The organism is Stutzerimonas balearica DSM 6083 (genome assembly GCF_000818015.1).
Lineage (GTDB): Bacteria > Pseudomonadota > Gammaproteobacteria > Pseudomonadales > Pseudomonadaceae > Stutzerimonas > Stutzerimonas balearica.
Map to the genome: position 1 here is coordinate 3,625,039 of NZ_CP007511.1, position 20,774 is coordinate 3,645,812.

Annotated in this window: 14 protein-coding genes; 6 read left to right on the forward strand and 8 right to left on the reverse strand. The window is 68.1% G+C overall.

Going from position 1 to position 20,774, the window contains the following annotated elements; all coding sequences use genetic code 11:
• Positions 1-6: 6 nt before the first annotated feature.
• The 6 genes from CL52_RS16820 to CL52_RS16845 all read right to left on the reverse strand — a co-directional run bounded on the left by CL52_RS16820 (position 7) and on the right by CL52_RS16845 (position 10,138).
• Entirely contained in the window at positions 7-990 is a 984-nt protein-coding gene (locus CL52_RS16820; protein WP_043221951.1) for a fumarylacetoacetate hydrolase family protein, read from the reverse strand.
• The gene (locus CL52_RS16825; RefSeq protein ID WP_043221953.1) at positions 990-2,129 is read right to left on the reverse strand and encodes a homogentisate 1,2-dioxygenase; all 1,140 of its coding nucleotides are present in this window, start codon (positions 2,127-2,129) and stop codon (positions 990-992) included. The genes CL52_RS16820 and CL52_RS16825 overlap by 1 nt, the downstream gene beginning before the upstream one ends.
• Before the next feature lie 198 nt (positions 2,130-2,327).
• Entirely contained in the window at positions 2,328-3,413 is a 1,086-nt protein-coding gene (gene hppD, locus CL52_RS16830) for a 4-hydroxyphenylpyruvate dioxygenase (RefSeq protein ID WP_043221955.1), read from the reverse strand.
• 482 nt (positions 3,414-3,895) lie between these two features.
• On the reverse strand, positions 3,896-5,305 hold the full coding sequence (locus CL52_RS16835) for a sodium-dependent transporter (protein WP_043221957.1): 1,410 nt from the start codon (positions 5,303-5,305) through the stop codon (positions 3,896-3,898).
• 77 nt (positions 5,306-5,382) lie between these two features.
• Complete coding sequence (locus CL52_RS16840) at positions 5,383-6,468, reverse strand: Glu/Leu/Phe/Val dehydrogenase dimerization domain-containing protein (RefSeq protein WP_043221959.1); 1,086 nt, start codon at positions 6,466-6,468, stop codon at positions 5,383-5,385.
• 199 nt (positions 6,469-6,667) lie between these two features.
• Positions 6,668-10,138: an indolepyruvate ferredoxin oxidoreductase family protein gene (locus tag CL52_RS16845; RefSeq protein WP_043221961.1), complete on the reverse strand. Its 3,471-nt coding sequence runs from the start codon at positions 10,136-10,138 to the stop codon at positions 6,668-6,670.
• 199 nt (positions 10,139-10,337) lie between these two features.
• Between CL52_RS16845 and CL52_RS16850 the strand changes: the two genes are divergently transcribed.
• On the forward strand, positions 10,338-10,805 hold the full coding sequence (locus CL52_RS16850) for an Lrp/AsnC family transcriptional regulator (protein WP_041108585.1): 468 nt from the start codon (positions 10,338-10,340) through the stop codon (positions 10,803-10,805).
• A gap of 148 nt (positions 10,806-10,953) precedes the next feature.
• Complete coding sequence (locus tag CL52_RS16855) at positions 10,954-12,864, forward strand: methyl-accepting chemotaxis protein (RefSeq protein ID WP_043221963.1); 1,911 nt, start codon at positions 10,954-10,956, stop codon at positions 12,862-12,864.
• 25 nt (positions 12,865-12,889) lie between these two features.
• On the opposite strand, the gene CL52_RS16860 is transcribed toward CL52_RS16855, so the two are convergent.
• On the reverse strand, positions 12,890-13,318 hold the full coding sequence (locus CL52_RS16860) for a DUF192 domain-containing protein (protein ID WP_082041999.1): 429 nt from the start codon (positions 13,316-13,318) through the stop codon (positions 12,890-12,892).
• 106 nt (positions 13,319-13,424) lie between these two features.
• Here CL52_RS16860 and CL52_RS16865 point away from each other — a divergent pair, with 106 nt between their 5' ends.
• Both CL52_RS16865 and CL52_RS16870 read left to right on the forward strand, forming a co-directional pair.
• On the forward strand, positions 13,425-14,765 hold the full coding sequence (locus tag CL52_RS16865; RefSeq protein ID WP_043221964.1) for a short-chain fatty acid transporter: 1,341 nt from the start codon (positions 13,425-13,427) through the stop codon (positions 14,763-14,765).
• 50 nt (positions 14,766-14,815) lie between these two features.
• Positions 14,816-16,216: a sigma-54 interaction domain-containing protein gene (locus CL52_RS16870; protein ID WP_043221966.1), complete on the forward strand. Its 1,401-nt coding sequence runs from the start codon at positions 14,816-14,818 to the stop codon at positions 16,214-16,216.
• A 6-nt stretch (positions 16,217-16,222) separates the two neighbouring features.
• On the opposite strand, the gene CL52_RS16875 is transcribed toward CL52_RS16870, so the two are convergent.
• The gene (locus CL52_RS16875; RefSeq protein WP_043221967.1) at positions 16,223-17,497 is read right to left on the reverse strand and encodes a cation:proton antiporter; all 1,275 of its coding nucleotides are present in this window, start codon (positions 17,495-17,497) and stop codon (positions 16,223-16,225) included.
• 173 nt (positions 17,498-17,670) lie between these two features.
• Between CL52_RS16875 and CL52_RS16880 the strand changes: the two genes are divergently transcribed.
• Together CL52_RS16880 and CL52_RS16885 are read left to right on the forward strand one after the other, a co-directional pair.
• Entirely contained in the window at positions 17,671-19,251 is a 1,581-nt protein-coding gene (locus tag CL52_RS16880) for a thymidine phosphorylase family protein (protein ID WP_043221969.1), read from the forward strand.
• Positions 19,251-20,147: a ribose-phosphate pyrophosphokinase gene (locus tag CL52_RS16885; protein WP_043221970.1), complete on the forward strand. Its 897-nt coding sequence runs from the start codon at positions 19,251-19,253 to the stop codon at positions 20,145-20,147. Before CL52_RS16880 ends, CL52_RS16885 begins: the two co-directional genes overlap by 1 nt.
• Positions 20,148-20,774: the final 627 nt, after the last annotated feature.

Below are 20,774 nucleotides of genomic sequence, written 5' to 3' on the forward strand. Positions count from 1 at the left end.
TCCACCCTAGCCTTCATATTTCTCCACCTGCTGATCGATGGCGCCAAAGATGCTCTGCCCGGCGGCGTCGAACATCTCGATACGCACCCGGTCGCCGAACTTGAGGAACGGCGTCTTCGCCTCGCCGTGCTCGATGACCTCGAGCATGCGCTTCTCGGCCAGGCAGGACGAGCCGGCACTGCGATCGTAGTTCGACACCGTGCCCGAGCCGATGATGGTCCCGGCGCCCAGCGGGCGGGTGCGCGCGGCGTGGGCGACCAGGGTCGGGAAGTTGAAGGTCATGTCGGTGCCGGCATCCGGCTGGCCGAACAGCTCGCCGTTGATGTGCGAAACCAAAGGCCGATGCACCTTGCCGTCGCGCCAGGTTTCGCCCAGCTCGTCCGGGGTCACCGCCACCGGCGAGAAGCTCGACGAAGGCTTGCTCTGGTAGAAGCCGAAGCCCTTGGCCAGCTCGCCGGGAATCAGGTTGCGCAGCGACACGTCGTTGACCAGCATCAGCAGCTGGATGTGCGACGCCGCCTCGGCCGGCGTCGCGCCCATCGGCACGTCGCTGGTGATCACCGCCAGCTCGCCTTCCAGGTCGATGCCCCAGGCCTCGTCGGCCAGCCGGATCGGGCTGTGCGGCGGGATAAAGGCATCGGCGCCGCCCTGGTACATCAGCGGGTCGTGCCAGAAGGATTCCGGCATCTCGGCGCCGCGCGCCTTGCGCACCAGCTCGACGTGGTTGACGTAGGCGCTGCCATCGGCCCAGTGATAGGCGCGCGGCAGCGGGCTGTGGCAGGCGGTCTGGTCGAAGGCGAAGGCGCCCTCCTCCAGCCCGTCGTTGAGGCGCTGGTAGACCGCCTCCAGCTTCGGCTTGCAGTAGTTCCAGTCATCCAGCGCGGCCTGCAGCGTGGCGGCGATCTGCGGCACTTTCACCGCCTGGGCGAGATCACGGGAGACGACGACGAGCACGCCGTCGCGGCCCTGGTTGAGGGTTGCGAGTTTCATCAGGATTCCTTGCCCGGCGCACGCCAGGAGTTGACGTATTCGGGGACATCGACGGCTGCAGCGGCCTCGCCGACCTCCAGCGCGCGGCGGGTGTCGATCATCACCGCCACCTCGTCGGCAAAGGTCGCCGGGTCGGTGCTGGCCTTCTTCAGCGCCTTCGGGTGCGGCCCGTGGGGGAAGCCGCAAGGGTGGAAGGTCACCATGCCCTGCTCGATGTTGTCGCGGCTGAAGAAGTTGCCGCGGTGGTAGAACAGCACTTCGTCGTAGTCGTCGTTGTTATGGAAGAACGGCACCTTCAGCGCACCCGGATCGGATTCCACCGGCCGCGGGGTGAAGGTGCAGACCACGAAACCGTTGGCGACGAAGGTGGTGTGCGCCGACGGCGGCAGGTGGTAGCGATGGCTCATCAGCGGGCGGATGTCGCGCCAGTTGAGCCGTACCACGGTGTTGTCGCCGTGCCAGCCGACCACGTCCAGCGGGTTGTACGGGTAGGTCACGGTGGTGATCTGGTCTCGCCGCTTGATGCGGATCTGCCAGGGGTTCTCGTCCTGCTGCGCGCGGAAGGCGTCGTCCAGCCGCGGATGGTCGAGCACCGCGGCGTCGAAGATGGCGTGCGGGCCGACCAGGCCTTTTTCCGGCAGCTGGTAGGCGCCGTCGGTGTTCTCGATCAACAGCATGAACACCGGCTGCGTCGCCTCGATGCGCCAGGCGGTGCCGCGCGGGATCATCAGGTAGTCGCCGTCGCGGAATTCCAGGTGGCCGAAGTCGCAGTACAGATGCCCGGCGCCCTCGTGAATGAACAAGAGCTCGTCACCGTCGCCGTTGCGCACCAGATGACGCATGGCGCCGTTGGTCTTCCACAGGCGCAGCTTGACGTCGGCATTGTGCAGCGCCAGCGGCGCCTGCAGCGGGCAGTCGCCTTCGCTGGGGATCTGATTGAAGTTGAAGGCGTGCGGACGCAGAGGCCCTTCCCAGTCGATCCAGCCGGTCGGCGGATGCTTGTGATGCAGGTGCGAAGCCGGGCCGAAGAAGCCTTCCCGGCCCATTTCGCGCTCGTAGGTGCCCTGCGGAAAATCGCAGTGCGCCTGACGCGAACTCTCACCCTCGCGGATGGGGAAACTGATCCATTTGCGGCTCATGTGCCTCTCCTCGTGATACCGCGTGATCTCAATGCGAAGCGGTGGTTTCCGGTGCGTAGGGTGGATGGCGCGTAGGGTGGAAGACTGCGAAGCATCTTCCACGCGTCTGTGTCGGCCACGCGTCCGTGTCAGGCCTACCGAAACGCGTGGATGTGCTTCGCGACATCCACCCTACGCAACCCCACCTCGACGCCGGCCTTACTCGCCCGCCTTGATCACGCCGCGGCGCACCTGGTCTTCCTCGATGGATTCGAACAGCGCCTTGAAGTTGCCTTCACCGAAGCCCTGGTTGCCCTTGCGCTGGATGATCTCGAAGAAGATCGGGCCGATCACCGTGTTGGTGAAGATCTGCAGGAGGATGCCGTCATCCCCCGGCGCGCCGTCGATCAGCAGGTTCAGCTCGCGTAGCTGGTCGAGCGGCTCGCCGTGGCCGGCGACGCGGGTATCGACCTTCTCGTAGTAGGTCGCGGGGGTTGTCATGAAATCCACGCCGTTGCCACGCAGGCGGCGCACGGTCTCGTAGATGTCGTCGGTGGACAGCGCGATGTGCTGGATGCCCTCGCCGTGGTATTCGCGGATGAATTCCTCGATCTGCGATTTGTCGTCGGCCGACTCGTTGATCGGGATGCGGATCTTGCCGCAGGGCGCGGTCATGGCACGGGAGAACAGACCGGTCAGCTTGCCTTCGATGTCGAAGTAGCGAATCTCGCGGAAGTTGGCGATGCGCTCGTAGAAACCGGACCAGACATCCATCTGCCCGCGCTTGACGTTGTGGGTCAGGTGATCGATGCACATCAGGCCGACGGCGTTGTCGTTCGGCGTACGGCCTTCGATGTACTCGAAGTCGACGTCGTAGATGCTCTTGTCGCCGTAGCGGTCGACGAGATACAGCAGCGAGCCGCCGATGCCTTCGACGCAGGGGATGTTCAGCTCGCCGAAGTTGGCGTGGCTGCCGACCAGCTTGGCGCCCTGGGATTCGACGTAGGCGGCGGCCTGCGCGGCATTCTTCACCCGGAAGGCCATGGCGCAGGCGCTCGGGCCGTGCTTCTCGCCGAACTCGCGCACATGCCCGGTGGGGCTGCCGTTGAGCACGATGTTGATGTCGTGCTGCTGGAACAGCCAGACCTCCTTGGAACGGTGCTTGGCGGTTTCGGTAAAGCCCATTTGGGTGAACAGCGTGCGCAGCTGCTCGATGCCTTCGGCATTCGGCGCGGTGAATTCGACGAACTCGAAGCCGTCTGTGCCGATGGGGTTGTGCTGTTCGATCTTGGTCACGGCGTTCATCTCGCCTCCTGGTTCTTGTTATCGGTTCAAGGGGGTTCACAGACCCCCTGCACGGGGTGGCTGGGCCCATGACAAACCAGCGCCGGCAGGCAAACAAGCCGTCCGCGCCGGCCTCGGCAGCGCCGCGCCCGCAATCGGTTGTCAGCTTTTCCTTACACCGCGCCGGCCGGGCCTTGGCGCGTTCGTTTGCCTTTCCACCCGTAACGAAAAGCTGACAACCAAGTGCGACAAGCTGCCGCACTACCGCTCCATATGCGGCCCGGCACAAAAAAACGGGCACAAAAAAAGTGGGCTGAAGCCCACCCTACGAGGCAGCAGGCCGGATTCCGAGGCGACAAAAGCGACCTCGCGACAAGTCCGACCAGCGCTGTAGGGTGGGCTTCAGCCCACCGGCCATGCCCACCAAGCCCATCTCACCGTGATGCGGGCTTCAGCTCAGCAATGCCTCCTCTATTGCATCCAGGGCCATCCGGGCGCTCGCCTCAGACGAGCCCGATGAGGTTGAGAAAGACCAGCACGATGGCCACCGGGGTGCCGTAGCGCAGCAGGTTCCACCAGAGGCTGAACCAGCCCGGCCGGCCGATGCCGACCGCCTCATGGACCAGCTCGCGGCGCAGCACCCAGCCGGTGAACAGCACGGTACCCAGCCCGCCGAGCGGCATCAGCCAGTTGGCCGTGAGGTAGTCCATGGTGTCGAACACCGTGCGGCCGAACAGCTGGTACTCGGCCCAGTGGTTGAACGACAGCAGGCAGGCCGTGCCCAGCAGCGCGAGCAGCGAACCGGTGAGCAGCACCGCGCGGCCACGGCGGATGCCGAAGCGCTCGGTCAGCCAGGCAATGCCCGGCTCGGACAGCGAGATCGTCGAGGTCACCGCGGCGAGCACCAGCATGACGAAGAACAGCCCGCCGACCAGCTGGCCGAGCGGCATCTGGCCAAAGGCGATCGGCAGGGTGACGAAGATCAGCCCCGGCCCGGCGCCGGGCTCCAGGCCGTTGGCGAACACCAGCGGGAAGATCGCCAGGCCGGCCAGCAGCGCGACCACGGTGTCGGCCAGCGCCACCAGCAGCGAGGTGCGCGCGATGGAGGTGCCCTCCGGCAGGTAGGAGCCGTAGGCCATCATCGCGCCGCAACCCAGGCTCAGGGTGAAGAACGCATGGCCCAGGGCAAGCAGCACACCCTTGGCGCTCAGCTGAGAGAAATCCGGCACGAACAGAAAGCGCAGCGCGGCGGCGAAATCGCCAGCCACCGCGGCATAGCCGACCAGCCCCAGCAGCAGCACGAACAGCCCGGGCATCAGCAGGCGCAGCGCGCGCTCCAGCCCGTCGCGCACGCCGAGGCCGACGATCAGCAGGGTCGCCGCGAGCACCGCCAGGCCGTAAAGCGCGAGCCGGCCGGGGTCGGCGAGCAGCCCTTCGAACAGTGCGCCGCTGGCCTGGCCGTCGACGCCGCTGAAGGCACCGCTCAGCGCCGTCGGCACATAGGCCAGCGCCCAGCCGGCCACCACCAGATAGAAGCCGAGGATCAGGAAGCCGGTGAAGGCGCCGAGCCAGCCGACCTTGCGCCAGTGCGGGCTGGCCCCGGCTTCGCGCGCCAGGCGGCCCATGGCGCCGGCCGGATTCTGCCGCCCACGGCGGCCGATCATGACTTCGGCCATCAGCAGCGGTATGCCGATGGTCAGGATGCAGGCGATGTAGACCAGCACGAAGGCACCGCCGCCGTTGGCGCCGGTGATATAGGGGAATTTCCAGATGTTGCCCAGGCCCACGGCCGAGCCGGTGGCGGCGAGAAAGAACACCCAGCGCGAGGACCAGAGGCCACGGCTGGAGGCGGAACGGGCAGTTGCGGACGCGCCGGCGAAGCTGCCGGCAGTGAGGCGGGACGGTTCGGTCATTGCGGTTTCCTGCTTGTTGTTCTTGTCAGGTCGGGCGAAGTGACGGAAGTGGGCGGCCGTGCGGCCGCCCGGGGGTATCAGGCGTGCAAGCGCAGGGCCTCCGGCTGGCTGCCGCTGTCGAGCCGCTCGAGTGCCAGGCGGTCGGCGATCACCGAGGTCGGCTCGCCGCTGGCGGCGGCACGGGTGAAGATCTGCTGCAGGGTGTCACCAATGGCGCGCACATGGCCGTCTATCTGCGCGGCACTGCCGCCGATGCGCTGGTAGTAGACGTCGATGATGCCGCCGGCATTGATCGCGTAGTCCGGGGCGTACAGCTGGTTGCGGCGCTGCAGCTCGGCGCCGACCTGCGGCGTGGCCAGCTGGTTGTTCGCCGCCCCGGCGATCACCGGCGCGCGCAGCACCTCGAGGGTCTGCTCGTTGAGGATCGCACCCATGGCGCAGGGCGCGAAGACGTCCACGTCCAGGCCGTAGATGTCCTGCGGGCGCACCACCTGGGCGCCCAGCTCGTCCATCGCCTGCTTGACGTTGGCATCGAAGATGTCGGCCACCCACAGCTCGGCGCCCGCGGCTTTCAGATGCCGCGCCAGACCCAGGCCGACATGCCCAACGCCCTGGATCGCCACTTTCAACCCGCCGAGGTCGTCACGCCCGAGCCGGTGGCGCACCGCTGCCTTGAGCCCGACGAAGACGCCCAGCGCCGTGGATGGCGACGGGTCGCCGCTGGTGATGCTGCCGTCGAGGGTCGCGCGCGGCGTGGCGCCGACCACATGGCGGGTGCGCTGGGCGAAGGCCTGCATTTCGGCATCGCCGGTGCCCGAATCGGCGGCGGTGATGTAGCGCCCGCCGAGGCTGTCGACGAAGTCGCCCATGGCGTGTAGCAGCGCCTGGCTCTTGCCAGTATGCGGGTCGCCGATGATCACCGCCTTGCCGCCGCCGAGCTTGAGCCCGGCCAGCGAGGATTTCAGCGTCATCCCGCGCGACAGCCGCAGCACATCGCGCAGGGCCTCGTCGTCACTGGCGTAGGGGAACATCCGGCAGCCACCCAGCGCCGGCCCGAGGCGCGTGTCGTGGATGGCGATGATGGCCTTGAGCCCCGAAACCTGGTCATGGCAGAAGACCACCTGCTCGTGGCGGTCGAAGTCAGGATGAGCGAAGACGGACATTGGGGTTACCTCGTTCTTGTTGGTCTGGCGCCCTGCCATGGGCAGGGCCTGCTTGTTCGGTATCACCGGGCGATGGGCCCGGCGGGTTCATCTGGCCCTGGGCGAACAGGGTGACGGGCCGCTGCTGCGTGCCCTGCCGGTGGGTTGAAGCCCACCGAACAACGCTGCCCGACGCGACGAGCGCCCAGCGCCGGGGCGCTCAGGCCGCCGGCTGGAACAGCCGCACGCTCTGCACCTCGTCGCCCTTGGCCAGCTGCTCGCGGAGCAACTTTTCCTGCTGGCGGGCCTTGGCGATGGCGCGTTCCTTCACCGGGCCGTAGCCACGGATCAGCTCCGGCAGCGCGGCGATGGCCACGGCGGTGCGGTAGTTGCTCGGCTTGAGCTGGGCCAGCAGCTCGTCCACGGTCTTCTCGTATTCGCTGATCAGCTGGCGTTCGACGCGACGGTCGTGGCCATAGCCGAACGGGTCCAGCGGCGTGCCACGCAGGAAGCGCAGCTTGGCCAGCACACCGAAGGCGTTGAGCATCCAGGGGCCGAACTCGCGCTTGCGTGGCTCGCCAGTGACGGGGTCACGCTTGGCCAGCCAGGCCGGAGCCAGGTGGAACTGCAGCTTGTAGTCGCCCTCGAACTGCGCCTCGAGCTGCTGGCGGAAGTCCGGCTCGCTGTAGAGGCGTGCGACCTCGTACTCGTCCTTGTAGGCCAGCAGCTTGAAGTAGTAGCGCGCGACGGCCTTGGACAGCGCCAGATCGTCCGCCGTATCGGCATCGCGCACGCGCTCGACCAGCTGGCGATAGCGGCGCGCCAGCCCGGCGTTCTGGTAGCGGGTAAGGAAGTCCACGCGCCACTCGACGATCTCTTCCAGGGTTTTACAGAGTGGTTCGGCGACCTCGACTGGGCGCGCCAGACCTTCCACCGCTTCGCGCTCTAGCACCGCACGGCGGCCCCAGCGGAAGGCCTGCAGATTCAGCTTGGCGGCAACGCCATTGAGTTCGATGGCTTTCTCGATGGCCTCGGCGCTGATCGGCAGCAGCCCCTGCTGATAGGCGAAGCCGAGCAGGAACAGGTTGGTGGCGATGCTGTCGCCCAACAGCCGGGTGGCCAGGCGGGTGGCGTCGACGAAGTGGGTCTTCTCCGCGCCGACCGCGTCGCTGATCGCCTGGCGCATGGCCGCGCCGGGCACCTGGGCATCCGGGTTGCGGGTGAACTCGGCGGTGGCCGATTCGTGGCTGTTCACCACGGCATTGCTGATCTGCTCATTGAGCCGGGTCAGCGACTCGTCACCGGCCGCCACCACCAGGTCGCAGCCGAGCAGCAGGTCGGCTTCACCGGCGGCGATGCGCACCGCGTAGATGTCGCTCTGCTTCGCAGCGATGCGCACGTGAGTGGTCACCGGGCCGAATTTCTGCGCCAGGCCGGCCTGGTCGAGCACGGTGCAGCCCTTGCCTTCCAGGTGCGCGGCCATGCCGAGCAGCGCGCCGAGGGTGGTCACGCCGCTGCCGCCGACGCCGGGGATCAGCACGTTCCACGGCCGCTCCAGCGACGGATGCTGCGGCTCGGGCAGCGCGCCGGCCTCGATGCCATGGCCGACCGCCTCGGGCTTGCGCAACCCGCCGCCATGCACGGTGACAAAGCTCGGGCAGAAGCCTTCGACGCAGGAGTAGTCCTTGTTGCAGGCGTTCTGGTCGATCTCGCGCTTGCGCCCCAGCTCGGTTTCCTTCGGCAGCACCGACAGGCAGTTGGACTTCTCGCCGCAGTCGCCGCAGCCCTCGCATACCGCAGCATTGATGAATACGCGCTTGGCCGGGTCTTCCAGCTTGCCGCGCTTGCGCCGGCGGCGCTTCTCGGTGGCGCAGGTCTGGTCGTAGATGATCACCGAGACGCCCTTGAATTCGCGCAGCTCGCGCTGCACGGCGTCCAGTTCGCGGCGATGGTGGAAAGTGGTGATCGGCGCGAAGCCGTCGCGGCTCGGGTACTTGTCCGGCTCGTCGCTGACCAGGGCGATGCGCCGGACGCCCTCGTCGGCGATCTGCCGGCTGAGCTGGTCGACGCGCAGTTCGCCGTCGATCGGCTGGCCGCCGGTCATCGCCACGGCGTCGTTGTAGAGCACCTTGTAGGTGATGTTGACGCCCGCCGCCACGGCGGCGCGGATCGCCAGGCTGCCGGAGTGGAAGTAGGTGCCGTCGCCGAGGTTCTGGAACATGTGCGGGGTGTCGGTGAACGGCGCCTGGCCGATCCAGTTGACGCCCTCGCCGCCCATCTGGGTGAAGGTCTCGGTGCGCCGGTCCATCCACTGCACCATGTAGTGGCAGCCGATGCCGGCCGAGGCGCGGCTGCCCTCGGGCACCTTGGTGGAGGTGTTGTGCGGGCAGCCGGAGCAGTAGTGCGGGGTGCGCACGGTGCTGTAGCTGCGCGCGGCCAGGGCCTTTTCCTTGGCGGCCAGGAAGGCCAGGCGGGTCTGGATGCTGTCGCTGGTGTAGATCGGCGCGAGGCGCTTGGCGATCACCCGGGCGATCATCGCCGGGGTCAGCTCGGAGAGGTTCGGCAGCAATGAATTGCCCTGCTCGTCGAATTCGCCGACCACCCGCGGACGCTTGCTGACGGGCCAGTTGTAGAGCTGTCCGGTGAGCTGGTCCTCGATGATGCTGCGCTTCTCCTCGACCACCAGAATCTCGTCCAGCCCCTGGGCGAACTCGTGCACCGAGACCGGCTCCAGCGGCCAGCTCATGCCGACCTTGAGCACCCGCAGGCCGACCGAGGCGCACAGCGCTTCGTCCAGGCCCAGGTCATCCAGCGCCTGCCGCACGTCGAGATAGGACTTGCCGGTGGTGATGATGCCAAGGCGCGGGTTCGGCGAATCGAGCATCACCCGGTTCAGGTTGTTGGCCCGGGCGAAGGCGCGTGCGGCGTAGATCTTGTACAGGTTGAGGCGCTTTTCCTGAGCCAGCGGCGGGTCCGGCCAGCGGATGTGCACGCCGTCCTCGGGCAGCTCGAAATCGTCCGGGATGCGCGTCTGCACGCGCAGCGGGTCGACTTCCACCACGGCGGAGGAATCGACATTTTCAGCGATGGTCTTCAGCGCCACCCAGCAACCGGAGTAGCGCGACAGCTCCCAGCCGATGATGCCGTAGTCGAGGATTTCCTGGACGTTGGCCGGATTCAGCACCGGAATCGAGGCGGCGATGAAGGCATGCTCGCTCTGGTGCGGCAGCGTCGAGGATTTGCAGCCGTGATCGTCACCCGCCAGCAGCAGCACGCCGCCATGCGGGGAGACACCCGCCGCATTCGCATGCTTGAACACGTCGCCGGCACGGTCGACGCCCGGCCCCTTGCCGTACCACATGGCGAACACGCCGTCGTACCGGGCGCCGGGGAACAGGTTGGCCTGCTGGCTGCCCCACACCGCGGTGGCGGCCAGCTCTTCGTTGACGCCCGGCTGGAAGTGGATGGCGTGTTGCTTGAGGTAGTCGCGGGCTTCCCAGAGGCTCTTGTCCAGCCCGCCCAGGGGCGAGCCGCGATAGCCGGAAATGAAGCCGCCGGTGTTCAGGCCACGCGCCTGGTCGCGCTGATGCTGGAGCATCGGCAGACGGGTCAGGGCCTGGGTACCGGTGAGGTACAGGTGCCCGGTGGCAAGGCGGTACTTGTCGTCCAGACGGATCTCGGCCAGAGACATGGGGCGCTCCTAATTTGTTGTTATCGGAGTCAGGGTGGTCGCGTTCGGCGCCACCCGCCTTTTTCGCGGCAGGGGATCGCCCCGCCGGCACGTGATTACAGTCTGGCCGTGACGAGGGGAGATTTTCTTTCTACTTTTGCGCTAGAACCACGTTCGCTTGCATGAACGATTCGCCGACAACAACAAAACTGGAATGAACATGCAGACCCCGCTGAGCACCGTCGACCGCAAGATCCTCCGCCTGCTGCAACACAACGCCGACCTGTCGGCCGCCGAGATCGCCGAAAAGGTCGAGCTCTCGCAGTCGCCCTGCTGGCGACGCATCCACCGCATGCAGGAAGAAGGGCTGATCGAGCGCAAGGTCGCCCTGCTCAACCCGAAGAAGCTCGGGCTGGACATGACGGTGTTCGTCAACATCAAGCTCTCGGCCCATGGGCGCAGCAACCTCGACGAATTCGAGCAGGCCGTGGTCGGCTACCCCGAGGTGCTCGAATGCCACACCATGGCCGGCGAGTCGGACTACCTGCTCAAGGTGGTGGCGCGCGATATCGACAGCTACGAGCGCTTCCTGCGCGACCAGCTACTGCAGCGCCCACACGTGCAGGAAGCGCACTCGCACATCGCCATGAGCGAGGTGAAGCGGACCACGGAGCTGCCGCTGGATTGAGCGGCCGCTGCCGCTTGTAGGAAAGATTTAAGGTCCCGGCCCTGCCGGTCGATATTACGGGCGATGCCTATCGCCCCAGGCAGCCCCTTCGACGCCCCACCCTTCCATTGCCCATCGGCAGCCTTCCTACTGCCGGGAGTTCCAGAGCATGCTCGCCAATATCCGCATCGGACAGCGCATCGCGATCAGTATCGTGCTGCTGCTGATCGTCACCGTCACGACCCTGACCGCCCTGTTCTTCAGCCGCTTCGAAAGCCTGCTGGCCGACGCCGAGCGCCGCGAGCTGCGCGGCATCTTCGACAACGTCAGCACCACCATCGCCGCCGAAAGCCTCACCGCCGAGCGCCTCGCCGCCCTGGTGGCGAACATCCCCGAGGTGCAGCAGGCGATGGCCGACGATGACCGTGAACGACTCTCGGCGCTGTTCGTGCCGGGCTATGCGAAGCTGGCGAACGACTATGGCCTGACCCAGTTCCAGTTCCACAAGGCACCGGCCACCTCCTTCCTGCGCGTGCACAAGCCGGCGCAGTTCGGTGACGACCTTTCCGCGATCCGCCAGACCATCGTCGACACCAACGCCCGCCAGACGCCGGTGCGGGGTGTCGAGTCCGGCGTCGCCGGCCTGGGCATTCGCGGCCTCGTGCCGATCAGCCATCAGGGCCGGCCGGTTGGCTCGGTGGAGTTCGGCCTGTCCTTGGGCCAGGCGTTCTTCGACGCCTTCAAGGCGCGCTACCACGTCGACGTCGGCCTGGTGCTGCGCGAGGCCAGCGGCAGCTTCAAGCCCTTCGCCACCACATTTGGCAGCCCCCTGGTCAGCGATGAGCAGCGCGGCCAGGCGCTCGCCGGCAATGACGTGATCTTCCAGGCCGAGGCCGACGGCCAGCCGGTGGCGGTTCTGGTATCGGCGGTCGAGGACTTCTCCGGCAAGCCGCTGGGCGTGCTGGAAGTGGCGATGGACCGCACCCGCTACGCCGACGCACTGGCCTCGATGCGCAACACCGCACTGGTCGTCGCCGGCATCGCGCTGGCCATCGGCCTGCTGGTCGCGGCCCTGGTGGCGCGCGGCATCGTCAGCCCGATCCGGGTCGCGGTCGATGCGATGCGCGATATCGCCGCCGGCGAAGGCGACCTCACTCGGCGCTTGGAACAGCGCGGGCGCAACGAGGTAGCCGAGCTGGCCGGTGCCTTCAACCTGTTCGTCGAGAAGGTGCGCCGGCTGGTCAGCGAGGTGGCCGGCTCGACGACGCAAGTGGCCGCCGCGGCCGAGGAGATGTCGGCGATCACCGACGAGTTCAACCGCGACGTCGCACAACAGCGCCACGAGATCGAGCTGGTGGCCACGGCAATGAACGAGATGACCGCCACCGTGCAGGACGTCGCGCGTAACGCCGCACTGGCGGCCGAATCGGCCCAGGCCGCCGATGAGCAGGCCCAGCAGGGCCAGCAGGTGGTGCAGCAGACGGTCAGCTCGATCGAAAACGTCTCGGCCGAGGTCGAGCGTACCGCTGCCGCCATCCAGCGGCTGGAGGCCGACAGCCAGAGCATCAGCGCCGTGCTGGACGTGATCCGCGGCGTCGCCGAGCAGACCAACCTGCTGGCGCTGAACGCTGCCATCGAGGCGGCGCGGGCTGGCGAACAGGGCCGCGGCTTCGCCGTGGTGGCCGACGAGGTTCGCACGCTCGCCTCGCGCACCCAGCAGTCGACGGTGGAAATCCAGCAGGTGATCGAGCAGCTGCAGGCCGGCGCGCGCGACTCCGCCGCGGTGATGCTGCGGGGCCGTGCCCAGGTCGAGGTCAGCGTGCGCCAGGCCCAGCAGGCCGGTGACTCGCTGAGCGGCATCACTGGCGCGGTCACCCGCATCAGCGACATGAACACCCAGATCGCCAGCGCCGCCGAGCAGCAGAGCGCGGTGGCTGACGAAATCAGCCAGAACGTGGTGAACATCAATCAGGTGGCCGATCGCGTCACCGAATCGGCCGGCCAGACCGCGCAGGCCAGCAGCCAGCTCGCGCATCTCGCGGTGGGCCTGCAAACGCTGGTCGGGCAGTTCCGCTACTGAGCGGCGGCGCCGGCGCGAGCCGGCGCTAGTCCGCAGGCAATCCCTCCACCCGTGCGCCCGGGCCGATGGCGTGCTCGGCGAACCAGCCCTGGTTCACCTCCAGCGCATAACGCGCCGGCGCTTGCGAGCAGCGGATCTCGGTGCTCAGCGGCTCGAGGTCGATCAGATCGACGATCCGCCCGGCGTCGTCGATGAACGCCGCCGACAGCGGCAACGGCGTGTTCTTCATCCACAGGCAATGGCGCCCGGGGCGCTCGAAGCGCAGCAGCATGCCGGCGTCGGCCGGCAGCTCGGTGCGCGCCATCAGCCCGCGGGCGCGCTCGAGGTCGCTGGCAGCCAGCTCCACCCGCAGCGTTTCCCCACCGATGCGCAGCGCCAGGCGGTCCTGCGCCAGCGCGGGCGGCAGCTCCCAGAGCAGAGCGGTCGAGACGATCAGCCAAGCCAGTGCGCGCATGCCATGAACCTTTGACGAACCCGGGGAACGGCGATCCTCGCGCCGCACTCAATAACCGAAGCGGGCACGCCCGCCATGGACAAGAACAACAAACGAGGACCTTCCGATGCTCAACAGAATAACCGCCGCCAGCGTCTACCTGGTGCAGCGTTTCCTGCCCTCGCCCTTCGTCTTCGCCATCCTGCTGACGCTGATCGTGCTGGTCGCCGCGATGCTCGCCACCGGCCAGGGGCTGACGGCGATGGCGCAGCACTGGGGCAACGGCTTCTGGAACCTGCTGGCCTTCACCATGCAGATGTCGCTGATCCTGGTCACCGGCCATGCCCTGGCCCGCGCGCCGGCGATCAATCGACTGCTCGACCGCATGGCCCGGGTGCCGCAGTCTCCGGGGCAGGCGATCATTCTGGTGACCCTGGTGGCGCTGGCCGGTTCCTGGATCAACTGGGGCTTCGGCCTGGTGATCGGCGCGGTGTTCGCCCGCGCGCTGGCCCGCCAGGTGCGCGGCGTCGACTACCCGCTGCTGGTCGCCGCGGCCTATTCGGGCTTTCTCATCTGGCACGGCGGCTTTTCCGGCTCGATCCCGCTGTCGCTGGCCAGCGGCGGCGCGGACCTGGCGAAGATGACCGGCGGTGCGCTGAGCGAAGCCATCGACGTCGGCCAGACCATGTTCGCCTCCTACAACCTGATCATCATCGCCGTGCTGGTGGTCGGCCTGCCGCTGCTCAACTGGGCGATGCAGCCCAGGCAGCCGAAGCAGGTCGACCCGGCGCTGCTGAAGGAGCCGGAAGCCGACGCGGTGCCACGCGAGACCGCCGTGCAGCGCCTGGACGACAGCCGCATCCTCGGCCTGGTCGTCGTCGCGCTGGCACTGCTGTTCTTCTACCGCTACTTCAGCGAGAACGGCCTGGCGCTGAGCCTGAACATCGTCATCTCGATCTTTCTCTTCGCCGGCCTGCTGCTGCACGGCACGCCGGAGCGCTACATGCGCGCCATCGAGGAGAGCATTCGTGGCATCGCCGGGATCGTCGTGCAGTTCCCCTTCTACGCCGGGATCATGGGCATGATGGTCGGCGCCAATGCCGCCGGGCTGTCGCTCGGTCGCCTGGTCACCGACCGCTTCGTCGCCTGGTCGACGGCCGACACCTTTCCGGTGCTGGCCTTTCTCAGCGCCGGGCTGGTCAACGTCTTCGTGCCCTCCGGCGGCGGCCAGTGGGCGGTGCAGGGGCCGATCATGCTGCCGGCCGGCGCGGCGCTGGGCGTGCCGCCGCAGGTCACCGCCATGGCGATTGCCTGGGGCGATGCCTGGACCAACATGATCCAGCCGTTCTGGGCGCTGCCGCTGCTGGGTATTGCCGGGCTCGGCGCGCGTGACATCATGGGCTACTGCCTGCTGACGCTGGTCTTCTCCGGCCTGGTGATCGCCGGCGGGCTCTATTTCCTCACCTGACCCTGCCAGGCGCCCGTGCCGGAGTCGCCGGCGCGGGCGCACGGAGCCGCATGAATCACAACCTCAAGGACTACCCGCACGTCCGCCAGCTGGCGATCCGCTCGCTGTTCGAGATCTTCGAGCACTCCAGCGAAGGCACCATCATCGTCGACCGCGACGCCAACATCGTCTGGATCAACGAACGCTACGCGCGCCGTTTCGGCCTCGACAGCCCCGAGCAGGCGATCGGCAAGCCCTGCGAGACGGTGATTCCCGGCAGCCTGCTGCGCGAGGTGGTCAGCACCGGCAAGCCCATGCTGCTGGACATGCTCGACACGCCGGACAGCCCGGTGGTGGTCATGCGCCTGCCGGTGCACGACGACGACGGGCAGATCATCGGCGCCATCGGCTTCGCCCTGTTCGACGAGTTGCGCGCGCTGTCGCCGCTGCTGACCCGCTATCAACGCATGCAGGAAGAACTGGCCTCGACCCGCTCGCTGCTGCGCGCGCGCCAGGCCAAGTACAGCTTCGCCCATTTCATCGGCACCAGCGCCCAGAGCCTGGAGGTCAAACGGCACGCCCGGCGCAGCGCCACGGTGGAATCGCCGGTGCTGCTGCTCGGCGAGACCGGCACCGGCAAGGAACTGCTCGCGCATGCCATCCATGCCGCCTCGCCGCGGGCCAACAAGCCGTTCGTCAGCATCAACGCGGCGGCGATTCCCGAAAGCCTGCTGGAGGCCGAGTTCTTCGGCACCGCGCCGGGCGCCTTCACCGGCGCCACGCGCAAGGGCCGGCCGGGCAAGCTGCAGATCGCCCAGGGCGGCACGCTGTTTCTCGACGAGATCGGCGACATGCCGCTGGCCCTGCAAAGCAAGCTGCTGCGCGTGCTGCAGGAGAAGGAGTTCGAGCCGGTCGGCTCCGACGAGATGCTGCAGAGCGATGTACGCCTGATCGCCGCGACCTCCATCGACCTGGAACAGGCGGTCGCCCGCGGCAGCTTTCGCGCCGACCTCTACTACCGCATCAATGTGCTGCCGATCCGCGTGCCGCCCCTGCGCGAACGCCTGGCCGATCTGCCGGCGCTGTGCGAGGCGATCCTCGACGAGCTGCCCGGCGACCACGAACTGCACCCCGATGGCCTCGCCCTGCTCGCCCGCCACGCCTGGCCGGGCAACATCCGCGAACTGCGCAACGTGCTCGAACGCGCCGCCCTGCATGCCGACAGCGCCGAACTCGGCGAGGCCGACATCCGTCGCGCACTTGGCAGGCTGCAGCCGCTGGAAACCACCGCGGGCGCGCCGCATGCAGCGCCGGTCGGTGACTTCCAGCAGGCCCGCGCGGCATTCGAACGCGAGCTGATTGCCGCGGCCCTGGCGCAGCATCAGGGCAACGTGGTCGAGGCGGCCCGCGCGCTCGGCCTCGGGCGCTCGACGCTGTACCGCAAGATGGCCGAGCTGGGACTCGGCAGTTGAACGCGCTCAGTGCATCTCGTCGGTGGCCGGCTCGGCGCGGCGACCGTAGAGCGCACAGACCACGCGGCCGACGGTGAGCCCCTGCAGCAGGATCGACATCAGCACCACCAGGTAGGTCAGCGTCAGCACCAGGTCGCGCTGTTCGCCGAGCGGTAAGGACAGCGCCAGCGCCAGCGAGACGCCGCCGCGCAGCCCGCCCCAGGTCAGCAAGCGCACCGCACCGGGGCCGGTGCGCCGGTCGCCGCCGCGCAACCGGCGCAGCAGGTTGATGATGCTCGCCACGGTGACGAAGCGCGACGCCAGCACCGCGGCGCCCAGCAGCAAGGCGGCGAGCAGCGGCAGCCAGCCGAACGGCAGCACCAGCAGTTCCAGGCCGATCAGCGCGAACAGCAGGGCGTTGAGCACCTCGTCGACCAGCTCCCAGAAGCCATCGACATAGCGCCGTGCATCCTCGTCCATCGCCTTGCGCCGGCCCTGGTTGCCGATGATCAGCCCGGCCACGACCATGCTGATCGGCGCCGAGACGTGCAGGTGCGTGGCCAGCGCCGAGCCACCGAAGACCAGCGCCAGGGTCAGCATCACCGTGGGCTGGTGCTCGTCGACACGGCGCATGAGCAGGAACACCCCGAAGCCCAGCACCAGGCCGAAGAGCACACCGCCCACCGCCTCCTCGAGAAACAGCAGGCCGACTGCCCCGGCAGTCGGCGTCTGCCCCAGGGTGAGCACGCCGAGCAGGATGCTGAACACCACCACCGCGGTGCCGTCATTGAACAGCGATTCGCCGACGATGGTGGTCTGCAGCGGCCCTGGCGCGCCGCTGGTCTTGAGAATGCCCATCACCGCGATCGGGTCGGTCGGTGAGATCAGCGCACCGAGCAGCAGGCAGTAGATGAAATCCAGGCGCCAGCCGAACGCGCCGACGATGGCATAGGCCAGGCCGGCGACCACGAAGGTGGAGAGCAGCACCCCGGCGGTGGCGAGCAGGCCGATCGGCCAGCGGTAGTGACGCAGATCGTCGAGGTTGACGTGCAGCGCACCGGCGAACAGCAGTGCAGGCAGAAACCAGGTCATCAGCACGTCGGAGAAGTCGATCTGGCGGATCAGCTCCTGCGCCTCCACCTCCAGCACCGGAAAGCCCAGCGCCGCCAGGCCCTGCAGAAGCAGCGAGAGCAGCAGCGCGGTGACCATCACGCCGATACTCGGCGGCAGGCGGATGAAGCGGTAGTTGAGGTAGGTGAAAAAGGTCGTCAGCGCGATAAATGCAGCCGCCAGATCGAGCATGGGTTCTCCGATGGTTAGCGGTTGATCGCCGGGCGATCGCGCGCGGCGGGTATATGACGTGGGACAAGGCCAGCCGGCAAAAAGCTTCCTTGCGCTTGGCAAGCCGCTGCGGCGGCGTTACATAACACCGGAGCCGCCTTGCGGCCGCCCCACGACAGCAACGGACCCGCGCCATGACCAGCCTTTCCAACCAGACCCCGAGCGCCAGCCTGCAGCCCGTGCACCTGGCGCTGCGCCGGGTCGCCATCGACACCTACCGCGAGAACGTCGCCTACCTGCACCGCGACTGCGCCGCCTGCCGTGCCGAAGGCTTCCAGGCGCTGGCCAAGGTCGAGGTGCGGGTCAACGGCAAGCGCATCCTGGCCAGCCTCAACCTGGTGGACGACCCCGCGATCGTCGGCTGCGACGAGCTGGGCCTGTCCGAGGACGCCTTCGCCCAGCTCGGCGCCGAGGCTGGCGTGCCCGCCTCGATCGCCCAGGCCGAGCCGGCCCTGTCGATCCCGGCGCTACACCGCAAGATCGCCGGCGAGCGCCTGCGCCGCGAGGACTTCCGGGCGATCGTGCGCGACGTCGCCGAGCACCGCTATTCGAAGATCGAGCTGACCGCCTTCGTGGTCGCCTGCAACCAGGGCGAGCTGGACCGCGAGGAGGTGTACTTCCTCACCGACGCGATGATCCGCGTCGGCCGCCAGCTGGACTGGCGTGAGCACCCGGTGGTGGACAAGCACTGCATCGGCGGCATCCCCGGCAACCGCACCTCGATGCTGGTGGTGCCGATCGTCGCGGCGCACGGCATGCTCTGCCCGAAGACCAGCTCGCGGGCGATCACCTCGCCGGCCGGTACCGCCGACACCATGGAAGTGCTGGCCAACGTCGAACTGCCGTTCGAGCGCCTCTGCGAGATGGTCCGCGAGGAACGCGGCTGCCTGGCCTGGGGCGGGACCAGCGACCTGTCGCCGGCCGACGATGTGCTGATCGCCGTCGAACGCCCGCTGTCGATCGACTCGCCCGGGCAGATGGTCGCCTCGATCCTGTCGAAGAAGGTCGCCGCCGGCTCCACCCATCTGCTGCTCGACATTCCCATCGGCCCGACCGCCAAGGTCCGCTCGATGGCCGAAGCGCAGCGCCTGCGCAAGCTGTTCGAATTCGTCGCCGCGCGCCTGGGCCTGACCCTCGACGTGGTGATTACCGACGGCCGCCAGCCGATCGGCAACGGCATCGGCCCGGTGCTCGAGGCACGCGACGTGATGCGCGTGCTGCAGAACGACCCGCGCGCGCCGAACGACCTGCGGCAGAAGGCCCTGCGCCTGGCCGGGCGCATGCTCGAGTTCGACCCGGACGTGCGCGGCGGCGACGGCTACGCCATCGCCCGTGACATCCTCGAGTCGGGCCGCGCACTGAAGAAGATGCAATCGATCATCGCCGCCCAGGGCGCACGGCCGTTCGACCACAACCAGCCGGCGCTGGCCAGGCTCAGTTTCGACGTGCTCGCCGAACGCGACGGCGTGGTCACCGGCATCGACAATCTGCAGCTGGCGCGCATCGCCAACCTGGCCGGCGCGCCCAAGGTGCAGGGCGCCGGGGTCGACCTGCTGCGCAAGCTCGGCGAACCGGTGCACACGGGCGACTGTCTTTATCGCGTCTACGCGGACTTTCCCGCCGACCTCGCCTTTGCCCGCCAGGCCACCGAGCGGGCCAATGGCGTCAGCCTCGGCCGCGCCGATCAGGTGCCGGCCGTATTCGTGGAGTTCTGATGCAAAGCCTGCTGCTGTATTTCGATGACGAACGCGCCGCCGCGCTGCGCCTGGCCGAGGCCTGCGGCCTGCCTGCCGCCGCGGTCGAACGCCACCGCTTCCCTGACGACGAACTGCGCCTGCGCCTGCCACTCGCCGAGGGCCAGGCGCTGGCCGAGCAACTGGTGCTCTACCGCGGCCTCGACCACCCCAACGAAAAGCTCGTCGAGCTGCTGCTGGTGGCCGGCGAAGCGCGCCGCCTGGGCGCCAAGCGGCTGATCCTGGTCACGCCCTATCTGGCCTACATGCGCCAGGACATCGCCTTCAACCCGGGGGAAGTGGTCAGCCAGCGGGTGATCGGCCGGCTGCTGGCCGACCATTTCGACGGCCTGATCACCGTCGACCCGCACCTGCACCGCGTCGCGACCCTGCAGGAGGCCGTGCCGCTGGCCGATGCCGTCACCCTCTGCGCGGCGCCGGCGCTGGCGCGCCTGATCGCCGAGCGGCATCCCGACGCGCTGCTGATCGGCCCGGATGCCGAAGCCAGGCAATGGATCGAGGCGGCTGCGGCCGAGCATGGTTTCGAATATGGCGTGTGCAACAAGCTGCGCCACGGCGACCATCAGGTCGAGATCGCCCTGCCCGAATTGCCGTTCGCCGGGCGCCGCGTGGTGCTGCTCGATGACGTCGCCAGCTCCGGGCGCACGCTCGCCGAGGCCGCGCAGAAGCTGCTCGCCGCCGGCGCCGCCTCGGTGGACGTCGCGGTGACCCACGCGCTGTTCGCCGGCGATGCGCTGCAGGTCATCCGCGAGGCCGGCGTCGAGCACGTCTGGAGCACCGACTGCATCGCCCACGAGAGCAACGCCGTGGCGATGGCGCCGCAGCTGGCCGAGGCGCTCAGGCCGCTGCTGCATTGAAACCGTAGGGTGGAAAACGTGCGCAGCACTTTTCCACTTAAGCCAGGCACCCGGTAGCGCCGGACCAACCGCGTGGACAAGGCTGCGCCGTTGTCCACCCTACGAGCACCCTGCCTGCCCCGACCCTCTGCGCTCCAACGCCGTGCCCGCCGCAGGGTGGAAAACGCGAAGCTTTTCCACCGAAACCCGGCGAACCAGCTCGGTGGCGGCGGACCAACCGCGTGGACAAGGCTGCGCCGTTGTCCACCCTACGAGCACCCTGCCTAGGCCGACCGTCTGCACCTCAACGCCGAACCCACCGTAGGGTGGAAAACGCGCAGCTTTTCCACCGAAACCCGGCGAGCCAACTCGGTGGCGGCGGATCAACCGCGTGGACAAGGCGCTGCCGTTGTCCACCCTACGAGCCCCCTGCCTGCCCCGACCCTCTGCGGCCCAACGCCGTGCCCACCGTAGGGTGGAAAACGCGCAGCTTTTCCACCGAAACCCGGCGAGCCAACTCGGTGGCGGCGGATCAACCGCGTGGCCAAGGCGTTGCCGTTGTCCACCCTACGAGCCCCTGCCTGCCCCGACCTCTGCGCCCCAACGCCGTGCCCGCCGTAGGGTGGAAAACGTGCGCAGCACTTTTCC